The organism is Acetobacter conturbans (genome assembly GCF_011516755.1).
Taxonomy (GTDB): Bacteria; Pseudomonadota; Alphaproteobacteria; order Acetobacterales; family Acetobacteraceae; genus Acetobacter; species Acetobacter conturbans.
In genome coordinates this window covers 127472-139738 of record NZ_WOSY01000010.1, presented here as the reverse complement: position 1 = coordinate 139738, position 12267 = coordinate 127472, and the positions used below count along the sequence as shown (strand labels likewise).

13 protein-coding genes are annotated in these 12267 nt (G+C 60.6%); 10 read left to right on the top strand and 3 right to left on the bottom strand.

Features of this window, described 5'->3' with window-relative positions; translation table 11 throughout:
• Nucleotides 1-49: 49 nt before the first annotated feature.
• A complete protein-coding gene (locus tag GOB81_RS11730; protein ID WP_173570606.1) occupies nucleotides 50-643 on the bottom strand; it encodes a TetR/AcrR family transcriptional regulator in 594 nt (197 codons plus the stop codon).
• Nucleotides 644-951: 308 nt separating this feature from the next.
• Between GOB81_RS11730 and GOB81_RS11725 the strand changes: the two genes are divergently transcribed.
• From GOB81_RS11725 to GOB81_RS11685, 9 genes are all read left to right on the top strand, one after another.
• Nucleotides 952-1416 carry a RidA family protein gene (locus GOB81_RS11725; protein ID WP_173570605.1) on the top strand — a complete coding sequence of 155 codons (465 nt, stop codon included), beginning with the start codon at nucleotides 952-954 and terminating at the stop codon, nucleotides 1414-1416.
• The gene (locus tag GOB81_RS11720; protein ID WP_173570604.1) at nucleotides 1416-2567 is read left to right on the top strand and encodes a GNAT family N-acetyltransferase; all 1152 of its coding nucleotides are present in this window, start codon (nucleotides 1416-1418) and stop codon (nucleotides 2565-2567) included. The genes GOB81_RS11725 and GOB81_RS11720 overlap by 1 nt, the downstream gene beginning before the upstream one ends.
• 94 nt (nucleotides 2568-2661) lie before the next feature.
• A complete protein-coding gene (locus tag GOB81_RS11715; RefSeq protein ID WP_242010220.1) occupies nucleotides 2662-3120 on the top strand; it encodes a cupin domain-containing protein in 459 nt (152 codons plus the stop codon).
• A 196-nt stretch (nucleotides 3121-3316) separates the two neighbouring features.
• The gene (locus GOB81_RS11710) at nucleotides 3317-3838 is read left to right on the top strand and encodes a MarR family transcriptional regulator (protein WP_338421358.1); all 522 of its coding nucleotides are present in this window, start codon (nucleotides 3317-3319) and stop codon (nucleotides 3836-3838) included.
• A complete protein-coding gene (locus GOB81_RS11705) occupies nucleotides 3835-6096 on the top strand; it encodes an FUSC family protein (RefSeq protein WP_173570603.1) in 2262 nt (753 codons plus the stop codon). The genes GOB81_RS11710 and GOB81_RS11705 overlap by 4 nt, the downstream gene beginning before the upstream one ends.
• Nucleotides 6096-6290, top strand: coding sequence for a DUF1656 domain-containing protein (locus GOB81_RS11700; protein ID WP_173570602.1), 195 nt, complete (start codon nucleotides 6096-6098; stop codon nucleotides 6288-6290). The genes GOB81_RS11705 and GOB81_RS11700 overlap by 1 nt, the downstream gene beginning before the upstream one ends.
• Before the next feature lie 37 nt (nucleotides 6291-6327).
• Nucleotides 6328-7239: an HlyD family efflux transporter periplasmic adaptor subunit gene (locus GOB81_RS11695; protein WP_173570601.1), complete on the top strand. Its 912-nt coding sequence runs from the start codon at nucleotides 6328-6330 to the stop codon at nucleotides 7237-7239.
• Nucleotides 7240-7347: 108 nt separating this feature from the next.
• Nucleotides 7348-8835, top strand: a complete 1488-nt coding sequence (locus GOB81_RS11690) for an efflux transporter outer membrane subunit (RefSeq protein WP_173570639.1) — start codon at nucleotides 7348-7350, stop codon at nucleotides 8833-8835.
• Between the two features lie 60 nt (nucleotides 8836-8895).
• A complete protein-coding gene (locus GOB81_RS11685; RefSeq protein ID WP_173570600.1) occupies nucleotides 8896-9159 on the top strand; it encodes a hypothetical protein in 264 nt (87 codons plus the stop codon).
• A gap of 42 nt (nucleotides 9160-9201) precedes the next feature.
• Here the strand turns inward: GOB81_RS11685 and GOB81_RS11680 are convergent, their stop codons facing one another.
• Complete coding sequence (locus GOB81_RS11680) at nucleotides 9202-9846, bottom strand: 2OG-Fe(II) oxygenase family protein (RefSeq protein ID WP_173570599.1); 645 nt, start codon at nucleotides 9844-9846, stop codon at nucleotides 9202-9204.
• A gap of 195 nt (nucleotides 9847-10041) precedes the next feature.
• Between GOB81_RS11680 and GOB81_RS11675 the strand changes: the two genes are divergently transcribed.
• A complete protein-coding gene (locus GOB81_RS11675) occupies nucleotides 10042-11367 on the top strand; it encodes a glycosyltransferase family 87 protein (RefSeq protein WP_173570598.1) in 1326 nt (441 codons plus the stop codon).
• On the opposite strand, the gene GOB81_RS11670 is transcribed toward GOB81_RS11675, so the two are convergent.
• Nucleotides 11358-12266 (bottom strand): prephenate dehydrogenase/arogenate dehydrogenase family protein, encoded by a 909-nt coding sequence (locus tag GOB81_RS11670; protein ID WP_173570597.1) that lies wholly within the window; start codon nucleotides 12264-12266, stop codon nucleotides 11358-11360. The two genes, GOB81_RS11675 and GOB81_RS11670, sit on opposite strands and share 10 nt — an antisense overlap.
• Nucleotide 12267: the final 1 nt, after the last annotated feature.

The window sequence follows — 12267 nt, the reverse complement described above, 5'->3', positions numbered from 1 at the left end:
GGTCACTTATTGAATCCGCAGCAAAGCCGCGCGTGAGCTTTCCTTGGATTCAGATTTCGAGAAGTCGTTTGGTCGACAGCCAGGCGTGATCAAACGGCTGGGAATTGTGAGTGATCTTCACCATCAGGGTTGTGCCGAGCCAGAGTTGATACAGCGACGATGCCAGTATTCTGGGCTCCATCGCGCTGCCTACAGAACGTTCCTTCTGTCCCAGCGTGATGGCGGCACTGAGCCGATCAATGACGGTGCCGGTTCCGATTTCCAGAATGAGGCGCATACGCTCGGAAAGGTCGGAGACTTCAGCAGCAAGTTTGACGATCAGGCATTTGCTTCCGATCTGACCGTCAAGATGGGTATCCCGCCAGAAGCGGCAGTAATGGAATATTTTGTCCGCGATATTTCCGTCTGAATTCTTGAAAATATCGTCCATTTTTTTCAGATAGTCCTCAACGTAAAACCTGAGGAGTTCTTCTCCGAATGCCTCTTTCGATTCGAAGTAATGATAGAATGAGCCTTTTGGAATCCCGGCGACTTCCAGGATCTGCGCAATGCCGACAGCAGAAAAGCCACGCTGCCCTATAAGCGGCTTGGCCGCCTCAAGGATATGCTGTCGGGCAGCGCGATGTTTCTCTGCAATCTTCATGACATTATGCATACGCGGAGCGGAAATGGATGTCCATACAAAAATTAGACCGGTCGGCTATAAATTTTAGCGGGCGTCCTTCCATAGGCGTCTGAAGTTGATTTTTCCTTATGAAGAAAGAAGTTTTTTCTTTTGTGCCTGTGAAATAAAACCGCCATACCGCTGAAGTGAAGAAGGCCAACGTCACTCTCTATATCCTGTGATGATGGCTGATCTGCCTCCTTGTTCAGGGGACACCAAGAACCCCCTTGCCCCTCGTGCCGGTGAGCGGCACCCTACGTAAACCGTCATTCAACAGGGACAGCATTATGAGCGACACACCCGAATCCCGCCTTGCCGCATTCGGCCTCGAACTGCCCACGCCCGCCACGCCTGTTGCGAACTATGTGACGTGGGTTCGTACAGGATCGCTGATCGTTATTTCGGGGCAGTTGCCTCTCAGGGACGGCAAGTTGCTGGCGACCGGCAAGCTCGGTGCTGCCGTATCGCTGGAAGTGGGCACGGAAGCGGCACGTTATTGCTTCATCAATGTCATGGCGCAGCTCAAGGCAGCCGTCGGCGACCTGTCGAAGGTGACGCGCGTGGTGCGTCTCGGCGGTTTCATTGCCTGCACGCCTGAATTCACCGCCCATGCGGGCGTGATGAATGGCGCGTCCGATCTGGCCGTGGCTGCATTCGGGGACGTGGGCCGCCATACCCGTTCGACCGTCGGGGTTCCGTCTCTGCCGCTGGATGCGCCCGTCGAGGTCGAGGGAATGTTCGAGGTCGCCTGATGGCAGCAGACTGGACGGTTTCCCTTCACGACCGGATCGCGGCCATTCCTTCCGAGGAATGGGACGCCTGCGCCGGGGAGGGAAACCCGTTCGTCAGTCATGCCTTTCTGTCAGCGGTGGAAGACAGTGGCTCGGCCACGCCTGCCACTGGCTGGCTTCCCCGGCATGTGGCCCTGCACGATGGGACAGGTAGGCTGGTCGCAGTCGCGCCTGCCTACCTGAAATCCCATTCTTACGGTGAATATGTGTTCGACCACGGCTGGGCGCGGGCGTTCGAGAGCGCCGGTGGGGAGTATTATCCGAAATTGCAGGTCGCGGTGCCGTTCTCACCGGTTCCGGGGCCGCGCCTTCTGGTGCGCCCGGAGGCTCCTGAAGGGGCGGCGGCAACACTGGGGCAGGCGCTCATCCAGATCTGCGGCGAACTGCAACTTTCCTCAGTCCATGTCACGTTCTGCTCTGAAAACGATTACGAGACGCTGGGCGGCAATGGCTGGTTGCAGCGGCTGGGGTTGCAGTATCACTGGTACAATCGCGGCTACGAGACCTTCGACGGTTTTCTGGACGCACTGGCTTCCCGTAAACGCAAGATGGTGCGGCGTGAGCGGCGGGACGCCAATAACTGCGGACTGACCTTCCGCACGCTGCGTGGCGCGGAGATTACGGAAGCACTGTGGGATGCGTTTTTCGGATTCTATCAGTCCACCGTGGATCGCAAATGGGGCAGCGCCTATCTGACGCGCGCCTTCTTTTCCCTGCTTTCCGAGCGGCTGGGCGACCGGGTGGTGCTGATGGTCGCGGAGCATGGTGGCGTGCCTGTCGCGGGGGCGCTCAACCTGCTTGGAACGGACACGCTGTATGGGCGCAACTGGGGATGTGTCGGCGAATGGCCCTTCCTGCATTTTGAACTCTGTTATTACCGGGCCATCGACTTCGCTATCGAGAACGGTCTGGCGCGGGTGGAGGCCGGGGCACAGGGAGAGCACAAGATCCAGCGCGGCTATGTGCCGAGCCTGACTTATTCCGCGCATGAGATCCGACATCTTGGTTTCCGGCAGGCCGTGGCGGAATTTCTGGGCGAGGAACGGACGGCGGTTCTGGAGAACGTGGCTGGCCTTTCTGCACTCTCGCCTTACCGGACGGAAGAAAACTGAAACTTTTCTGGCCGGGCCGTCGTTGAAAAATCAGGCTCGCGCTGACCCGGTATCTGACTCAGCGCCCTGCCCTGAACTTTGAGGGATACGCTCCATGCCTGCCATGAAACCTGCCTTTCTGTATGCGGCCTTTTCTGCTCTTGGGCTTTTGGCCATCCCACCAGCAGCGCACGCCAGCGAAGGCAAGACGGCATCAGCGCAGATTCTCGTCAAATCATCTGCCTCGTGGAATGGCAAACCCTATACCGCCTACGCCTCTGGCACGCCTGAAATGACGGTTCTGAAGCTGACGATCGAACCTTGGGCAGCGTTGCCGTGGCATACGCACCCCTTTCCCAATGCCGGTTATGTTCTCGAAGGCGCCCTGACCATCGTGGACAAGGCGAGCGGCGAGAAAAAGACTTTCCATGCGGGGGAGGCGTTCACCGAGTCCGTGGACGATGCCCACCACGGGATTGCTGGGAATGAGAAGACTGTTCTTCTGCTCGTCTATGCTGGCATCAAGGGAAAACCGACTTCCGTGCCGCTCCCCGGGCAGGTCAAGGAATACTGAGGACGCCCGCTTGCATCACATCCGGGTGAAAGCCTGAAAGCAGTGTCGATTTTTTCCAGCAAACACGCTGAACGCGGCGCTTGTGCATGGGGTTATGCCGCCAGTGCATTGGTGCCCGCGAAAAGCTTCTGTCATGGAATGGTAAGCATGCGAACTATTCGTGTGTTTCGTATTTCATGAGCGCGGAGCCTGACAGGTGGTCGGAGAGATTCAGGATCGGGATCACCCGTCCCAGTCGACGCTTCTTCTGCGTCGCCGTTTTGGCTACCGGCTCGCGCGTCTGGCCACGCAGTGGCGGCGCGAGATCGATCATGACCTCCGCCCGTTCGACCTGACGGACGCAACCTGGCGTCCGCTCTATTATCTCCGCGTCCTTCCGTCTCCCGTGCGGCAGACGGATCTTGCCCGCTCGATGCTGGTGGAGGCGCAGTCGCTCGTCCGGCTGCTCGATACGCTTGAGCGACAGGGGCTTGTCCGGCGCGATGTCGATCCCGATGATCGCCGTTCCAAGCTGGTCTCCCTCACGGAAGCCGGCGCCGAGATGGGCGAGACGGTGCTGTCTGTCGCGGATGATGTAGCGGCCCGGTTTCTGGAAGGCGTATCGGATGAGGCGCTTGAAGGCTGTCAGGCTGTTTTCAATCAGGTCTGGTCAGGTCTGGAACAGAAGGCGCGAAGTTCAGGAGACGGCGCGCCTTCTGTTGCGGAAGACGAACGGTGACGGACGCGGCCATCATCGCGCCTCCGGGAGGGTTTTTCTCCGTTGCTTTTCGGGAAGGGCGACTGGAATGGGCGCGGCTGAGTCCGACCGTCCTGTATGCCTCCCGCGTCTTTATTTCGATCGGGCTGGCGCTCTGGATGGCCGGCTTTCTGATGCTGGAAAACCCGATTTCGGCAGTGACGACGGTGCTGATCGTGGCCAATCCCACGCCCGGCGCCCTGATCTCCAAGAGTGTGTGGCGCATCGTCGGCACGCTGGTGGGCACCACGCTGGGTATCGCGTTGATGGCGTGTTTCCCGCAGCAGCCGGTGCTGTTTTTTGGTGGTCTGGCCATGCTGATCGGGCTGGCCTGTTTCGTCGCGACGCTGCTGCGTTTCTATCGGGCCTATGCGGCTGTTCTGACCGGCTACACGATCATCATCATCTCCACGAGCGCCTTCGAGAATCCGGATCGCATCTTCGAAAGCGCGATGGCGCGCCTGTCCGTGGTGGTGGTCGGCATCGTGAGCACGGCGATCGTGTTCCAGATCACGACTATGAAAAGCCCCAACACGGCGCGGGTCCGGATCGAGCAGTATCTGCGGGATGTGCTGGCGCAGTTCGCTTTCCTGACCGAAACGGAACTGGAGGCCGCGCGGCCCCGCCCCGGCGAAGCCGGTCAGACAGGGGCGTTCCGCGAGATGGATACGGAAGCCTATAGTGCCCGGGCGCGTCTTCTCGCACAGGCGGGGGCGGTGATCGAGGCGATCAATTACGCCTCCTCGGTCGATTACGAAGTGAATCGCCGGTCAGCAGCGCTCCATGAAGGTATCGGCCGTCTGATGGGGCTCCTGAGCGCCCATCACGCGGCATCGCGCAGCATTCCGTCAGACGATGCGGGGCAGGTGCTGGCGGCGCGGAAGATTTCCGGACAGCTCATGCGCGAGCTTGCCGACATGCCGATGGAGGAACTGCTTCACGGTGATTCGGTTCCTATCCGGCAACGGATCCAGATCGCCGTTCAGGAACTCGAAAGGCTGGCCCGGGAAGCGCCTGATCTGGCGGGGCTCGCCGCAGTGGATACGGAGCGCGACATTGTCGTCCAGCTCGGACAGGCGGTGGATAACCTGTCCGACTTCGCCTGGCATGAGAAGGGCGTCCGGCTTCTGCCTCTGATCGAATGGCCTGCGGCACTACGCAATCTGGCCCGTGGCGCGATGGTGGCCATGCTGGGATGCCTGGCGTGGTACATCCTGCGCTGGTCCGCCGGTCCCAGTGCGCTGGTGTTCCTGATCTGTGCGTCCTGCCTTCTGTCGACTGCCCCATCGGCCACCAGAGCGTCATGGCTCCTCGCTTCGGGCACGGCGATGGCGGTGCCTGCCTGCTATATCTTCCGCACGTTCATGCTGCCGCAGACGGATGGCTTTCCGCTGTTGTGGATGTCGCTGTTCCTCTGCCTGCTGCCGGGCATCTGGGTTCAGTTTCACCCACGTTATGCGTTGTGGGGCTTCGGTTATGCCGTGTTCTTCAACGTCATGACGGAGGTGAACAATCCGGTTGTCTATCATGACATCCCGTTGCTGAATTCGTGGATGGCGTTCCTGATTGCCTGCATTGGACTCGTGCTGGTCTTCAGGGTCATCCTGCCAGCCGACCAGCGGCTGGATGCGGCTCGTCTCATCGGGGCGCTCTGCCGTTCCGTCCAGCGATTCGCGGCCCTGCCGCTGCGCTATCGGGTGAGCTGGCCGAGCTGGGAATATCATCAGATGCAGCGTGTGCTGCGGCTGACCCAGCGGCTCTCCTTCGTCGAGGCCACCCCGCGTGTGTTTCATGTGACGGATGCCGCTCTTGCCGCCGTGGCGCTTGGCCGGTCGGTGATGCGATTGCGCTGGCTGCTGCGGGAGGACGGAAATGCGACTCCTGCGCAGCAACGAATCGTGGAAGAGGCGCTGGATTCGCTGAAAGATCTTCGGCGTGACCCGATTGCAACAGCAGCCCATCTGCGCGAGGCGGCGGTCCGGCTTTTGCCGGAACTTGAGGAAATCAGCGGTGCGGCGGGTCCTGGCCCGGTTGCTCCTGCAACTGCTGCGACGCGGCTGGGCACAGTCAGACGCATGGCTGCCTGTCTCATACAGGCGGCCCAGCTTATCGACGCCGCGCCCGGTTTCTTTCATAAGGATGGTCCCATGCAACAAGCAGCGGACCATCCGCTCGCGCACGCGGATCTACGCCACTTGACCATGCCTCGTGTGACACGACCTGCTTCGAGACCTGCCTGATGCTGACCGAGTTCAATCTCTTCGGCGTCTTCATGGCGCCGATCGTGGTCTACGCGCTGGTTGCCCTTCCCGTGACAATGTTCATCCGCTTTCTGCTCTGGTGGAGCGGGCTGATGCGCTGGTTCTGGCACTTCGCACTGTTCGAAGTTGCGCTCTATACCTGCGTTCTGTGCCTGCTCATCCTGTATGTCTGATCGCTTTCCCCGAATATAAGGTTTTCGAGTCACCCCAATGCCACTGCTTCGCACACTGATCCGAGTGATCCTGACCCTGGCAGTCGTCTCGCTGGCCATCGTGCTCGGGGTGACCCTCTGGAATACCTATATGATTGCGCCGTGGACCCGCGATGGCCGCGTCCGCGTCTATGTCGTTGACGTGGCTCCCGAAGTCGCGGGCACGGTGGTGCAGGTCCCGGTGGTGGACAACCAGTTCATCCACAAGGGCGACCCGCTCTACGTTCTCGATCCGGTGCGCTTCCGTCTGGCGATCCGCGAGGCGCAGGCCCGTCTGGACGGCGCGCTGGAAGACCTGAAGCTCAAGCAGAACGATGCGAAGCGTCGTATGGGACTGGGCGGCATCGTCTCGGCTGAAGAGCAGGAAGTCTTCAACTCGAACGTGGCGACGCAGATCGCGGCGGTGGACGGTGCCCGCGCCGCTCTCGACGTCGCGAAACTGAATCTTCAGCGTTCGGTGCTCTACTCACCAGTGAACGGCTACATCACCAACCTGAACTTGCGGATCGGTGATTACGCCACGGCGGGTCAGCCCCGGCTGGCCGTGATCGATTCCGACTCCTACTGGGTCTACGGCTACTTCGAGGAAACGAAGATGTGGGGCGTGCATGTCGGTGACGTCGCCCGGGTGAAATTGATGGGCTACAAGCAGATCATTCCCGGCCACGTCATATCGATCGCCCGAGGCATCAACGACACCAACGGCAATCCGGATAAGCTCGGCCTTCAGGACGTGAACCCGATCTTTACATGGGTCCGTCTGGCGCAGCGTATTCCGGTGCGCGTCCATCTCGACTATGTCCCTGAAGGCGTGACGCTCTCCGCCGGCATGACGGCGACGATCAGTGTCGGGCCTGAGTCGAAGAGCCGTCGTGGCAAGCTGACCAGCTGGCTGCAAGACCACCTGTAAGGGCGAGCGGACAGGACGATGGGAACGATGATGGCTGCTGAAACCGGACCGGTTCTCTCCGGTTGCAAGGCTGGCGTGAAACGGTGTCTGTGGCGGCGCGTGCTGCCGATGCTCCTCAGCGGGTCTCTGCTGGCAGGGTGCTCGGTGGGACCGAATTTTCAGCCGGACCGGCTGAAACTACCCAGCGGATTCACGGAGGCAGCCGAGGAAAAGCCGGCGACCCCGGAGGAGATCGAGCGCACCAACAAGGAAATGACCGAGTGGTGGGCGAGCTTCAATGATCCGATCCTGACGAAGCTGGTTCAGGACGCCATTAAGGGCAATTACGACCTGCAGGAAGCCGGTCAGCGGATTCTTGCTGAACGCGCCCTGCGCGATAAGGCGGCATCGGCCTGGTATCCGCAAATGGACGCCAACGCGGGCGGGGGCGACGTCCGCTATTCGCTCAACATCGATAACTGGCCGCTTCGCCCCGGTAATCCGGCCAACCGCCCTGAAGCGTCGATTCTGACGTATGGCGCCTCGGCCACGTGGGAAATCGATGTGTTCGGGCGCATCCGGCGCGGTGTCGAGGCCCATGAACGGGAGGTCGAGGCGTCTGTCGAAGGGCGTCGCGCCCTGCTCATGGCGTTGCTGTCGGAACTCGCTAACGATTACATGGTTCTGCGTGTCACACAGCTTCAGATCAAGATCGCGACCGACAACATCAAGGTTGCCAAGGAAAACCTCGATCTGACAAACCGCCTGTATCTGGAAGGCGTGGGTAACACGCTTCAGACGGCGCAGGCGCAGGCTGAACTCGACTCCCAGATCGCAGCGCGTGAACCGCTCAAGACACATGTGTCGCAGGTGAGTCATGCCCTTTCCGTGTTGGTCGGCAAGATGCCGGGCGAGATGGAAGAGGAACTCAAGGTCGTCAAACCGCTGCCGCGCGTGCCGGCTTTCCCGGCGACGCTGCCATCTGTCGTGATCGCCAATCGTCCGGACATCCGGATGGCGGAGAAGGAATATGCGGTCGCGACGGCCGAGGTCGGCGTGGCAGTCGCTGAACTCTATCCGCACTTCGTCATTCCGCTGACGTTCAACCCGAACGCTTCCGCCATGTATCAGGCCTTTCAGGTAAACGGCATGAGCTGGCAGTTCCTGATGATGGCCAGCCTGCCGCTGATGCATGGCGGCAAATACACGGCGACCATCCGTGCGACACAGGCTGCCGCGGAAGCTTCACGGCTGCATTATCGTCAGACCGTTCTCAATGGCTTCAAGGAAGTCGAGGACGCCATGGCCGCATGGCACGATGACATCGAATATCAGGAAAAACTGGAAAAAGCCTCGGAAGACAGTGCGCTGGCGAGAGACCGGGCACGGAAGCTCTATGCCGCCGGTCTGATCGGCTTCCTTGATGTGCTGACCGCTGAGCGGACGACACTGACCGCCCAGAACGCCGAAGCGTTGTCACGTCTGGAGAGGCTGCGTGACGCGGTCAATCTCTATACGGCGATTGGTGCCGGCTGGCGTGGCGTAGCGCTGACCAACACGACGCTTCCGGTGTCGCTGGAGACCCAGAATATCTGGGCACGGGCTTTCCAGCAGTGAGTTTTTCGTCCGTTCCGGACGCTCACATATCCTCTCCGGCCTGAAAGGGAGCGTCGTTCCATGTCGGACCAGCCCAACTATCTGCGTCGTCTCGGGCTGATCCTCGGCGGCTTCCTCGTCGGTTTCACGCTGATTATCGTGGATGGCTGGAACCTGATCTTCCATCCGGGCGATACCGATGCCTGGCTGATCTGGGGGCTGCGTCGCCTGCCTGTCCTGCTGGGTATCGGCTGCGTCGTGGGGGCCTTCGTCCTGCTGCGTAAGCCGGTAGAAGCGGACCCCGCCACATCCGGTGACGATCTCGAAAATATGGATGGTGCCTGACGCCACCTCCCTTCCATCATGGAGAGGGGGAAGCGTTCTGCTTCACGCCGCGAAAGGCAGCTTCTTCATCAGGGCTGACAGCTTGTGGCGGCGCAGTTCCGAGCGGGCTTTCGCGCCGGTTTCCATGTAATTGAGCTGGATGGTGTAGCGTGGACCGACATATTGGCGGTGTCCGTGCCAGGTTGTCGGGCCGTTGGGAAAGACCAGCAGCGTGCCATTCACTGGCGGAACTTCGACGGTGTAATCCTCCACATCATCCGGACCATTCAGAAGGCGGAGGCAACCCTCCTGTCGCTCGAACGCTGTCGAGGGTGGGTTGAGATAGAGCAGCACCGTGACGCGCTTCGCCGTTGAATCGCAGTGGATGCGGCCATCCTTTTCCCGCGTGCGGCCGCGCAGGGTCAGCATGGTGGGGGCATCATGCAGATCAAGGCCGAACTTTGACGCGATGATATCGCGCAGTTCCGGTCCTTTCATCTGCCGGACAAGATCCTGAACGATCGGCGAGAGAGGAAGCGATTCAGGGGGAAAGGAACCGCCCGATTCCATCTGCGGCAGACTCGCATGGATGGCCGCGAGATCCGGCGGCAGGATGAAATGCTCCACCGCGACATGCGGGAACGGCTGCGTGCAGACAGGGGCTGCTTCCAGAGCGGTGAAATCGGGATGCACGGTCGCAGTCGTCATATGCTTGTCTCTCCGGGCCGGTCGTGGCCGTCCTCTTGCGTTACGCATCATAGGCTTTTTGGCGCAGGCTTGTCATAGGGGTGCCCCCTGAAAACGCAGAGAGATTGAGGCGAGCCCTCAGCCATGACATCGGAAAGTCCTCGTTAACCAATCTGACGGATGGTGTCCCCAGCCCTTATGGTTGCAGGACGGGATATGCGCGCGCTGGCGAAAGGACTGAAGACTGTTGCCGGGCGCGTTTTCCTTCAGGCGAACTGGCTGACGCGTGGACGGGCACTGGCCTATTGCCGTATTTTCGGGCTCTACGGATGGGGGCTGTTTCTCTCCATCATCGTCGTCTCGCATGGCGGCAAAAATTTCGAGGGGCTGCCGATCTGCTCCGATTTCGTGAGTTTCTGGGCCGCCTCTTCGCAAGTGCTGCACGGACATTCCGCGGAAGTTTATGACGCCGTGAAGCATCATCAGGCGGAACTTGCCGCCTTTTCCGACTTCTCTTTCGGAAATTTCGCTTTTTATTATCCGCCGACCTTTCTGCTCGTCTGCCTGCCTCTGGCACTTGCACCCTATCGCTTGTCTCTGGCGGTGTTTCTCATACTCACTGCGATAGCCTTTGTGGGCGCTCTGCGGCGGCTGCTTCCCCAGCGATGGGCCTTGATGCCGATTCTTGCCTTTCCGGGCCTCGTGATCGGCGTGGCGAACGGCCAGAACGGATTGCTCACTGGTGCGCTGTTCGGCTGGGCGATGGTGCTGATGCGGGCGCGTCCGTTTCTGGCGGGACTCTGTCTGGGTTGTCTGGTGATCAAACCGCAGTTGCTCGTCGCGGCTCCACTGGTTCTGCTCTGCGCGCGTCGCTGGTGGGCAATTGCGGGCGGCCTTTGTTCGGGTAGCATGATTTTTGCTGTATCATGGGTGGTATTCGGCTCCAGCGGCTGGAACGGCTTTTTCCATATGAGCCACGAAGCCCGGGTCGTCTTCGAACATGGCTATGTACAGGCATGGAAAATGCAGAGCGTGTATGCCGCCGTCAATCTCCTGTGCGGCAGGGAATGGCTGGCCTACGCGGTGCAGGGCATGGCGACGGTCATGGCGCTGAGTCTTGCCGGATGGCTGGCGGCGCGTTCGCGTGCTTTGCCAAGAAACGCGCGGTCGATCGGAGCTCCCGAGATGGCGGTCATGATCGCGGCCATGCCGTTCTGTTCACCATTCCTGCTGGATTACGATGTTGCCTGTCTGGCTTTTCCACTGGGATGGGTGCTGTTGCAGGCGCGCGACACTGGCTGGTGGTCGGGCGAGAAATTCGTCCTGTTTGTGACCTATGCCTATCTTCTGGGAGCCCGACTCTTCGGGGGACTGACGCATATCGGGCCTACGCCACTGGTGGCCACGGCGCTGCTGTTCGTGGTGGCGCGGCGGATTGCACCCCGGGAATGGCTACGGTTGCGTCATGGCGTGGCGCAATATTGTGCTCGCGGTGGTCAGAAAGAGGACGTGCTTGCTGACCGTAACCCGGCTCAGGCCTGACGGTTTTCCAGCAGGCTGCGCCGGATGCGGCGACCGCGTTCGATGCAGTCCACGATATAATCCGAATCACCCCAGCGGATGGCGCGCGCCATGGTCTGTGCGTCTTCCAGAAAGCGCGCGAGCATCTCAAGGATGGCCTCACGGTTCGAGAGGAAGATGTCGCGCCACATGACGGGGTCGGATGCCGCGATGCGGGTGAAGTCCCGGAAACCGCTGGCGGCGAATTCAAGCACCTCCGAGCGCGTCTGATCGGCGAGATCATCCGCCGTGCCGCAGATGGTGAAGGCAAGCAGATGCGGCAGGTGGCTGACGATGGCGCAGACACGGTCATGGTGCTCGGGTGCCATCTCGCGCGTGCGGGCACCGCAAAGCTGCCAGAGCTTCGTGACGGTTTCGACACTGCCGAGTGACGTGCTGTCGGGCAGGGGTGTGAGCAGGCACCAGCGATCGTCGAAGAGCGTGGCAAAACCGGCGTCAGGACCGGAATATTCCGTGCCGGCCATGGGATGGGCGGGGACATAGGCAATGTCGGAACGCAGGAACGGGCGGATCGACTCGATGACTGAGACCTTGGTGGAGCCGGTGTCGGTCAGAATCGCTCCCGCCTTCATGGCAGGGATAACGGCTGCTGCCACCTCTCCCATCGCGCCAACCGGCACGCACAGCATGACGCAGTCGGCATCCTTTACGGCTGCCACGGCATCTCCGGTCACATCATCTGCAATACCGAGTTCACGAACCCGGTCGCGGAAGGCGGGGTTGATATCCACGGCGATGAGTTTGCGGGCGATGGTTTTGTCACGCCGGGCGCGATGCAGGACGGACGCACCGATCAAACCCGGCCCGATCACGACCAGCGTGTCGAAAAGCGGACCATCCTGTGCGGGTGTGTCGACCATC

Coding starts and splice junctions, on each gene's coding strand:
- GOB81_RS11685 (WP_173570600.1), top strand. CDS start 8,896: ATGTCGGACCAGCCCAACTATCTGCGTCGTCTCGGGCTGATCCTCGGC.
- GOB81_RS11680 (WP_173570599.1), bottom strand. CDS start 9,846: ATGACGACTGCGACCGTGCATCCCGATTTCACCGCTCTGGAAGCAGCC.
- GOB81_RS11700 (WP_173570602.1), top strand. CDS start 6,096: ATGCTGACCGAGTTCAATCTCTTCGGCGTCTTCATGGCGCCGATCGTG.
- GOB81_RS11715 (WP_242010220.1), top strand. CDS start 2,662: ATGCCTGCCATGAAACCTGCCTTTCTGTATGCGGCCTTTTCTGCTCTT.
- GOB81_RS11675 (WP_173570598.1), top strand. CDS start 10,042: ATGCGCGCGCTGGCGAAAGGACTGAAGACTGTTGCCGGGCGCGTTTTC.
- GOB81_RS11720 (WP_173570604.1), top strand. CDS start 1,416: ATGGCAGCAGACTGGACGGTTTCCCTTCACGACCGGATCGCGGCCATT.
- GOB81_RS11690 (WP_173570639.1), top strand. CDS start 7,348: ATGCTCCTCAGCGGGTCTCTGCTGGCAGGGTGCTCGGTGGGACCGAAT.
- GOB81_RS11730 (WP_173570606.1), bottom strand. CDS start 643: ATGAAGATTGCAGAGAAACATCGCGCTGCCCGACAGCATATCCTTGAG.
- GOB81_RS11670 (WP_173570597.1), bottom strand. CDS start 12,266: ATGGTCGACACACCCGCACAGGATGGTCCGCTTTTCGACACGCTGGTC.
- GOB81_RS11695 (WP_173570601.1), top strand. CDS start 6,328: ATGCCACTGCTTCGCACACTGATCCGAGTGATCCTGACCCTGGCAGTC.
- GOB81_RS11725 (WP_173570605.1), top strand. CDS start 952: ATGAGCGACACACCCGAATCCCGCCTTGCCGCATTCGGCCTCGAACTG.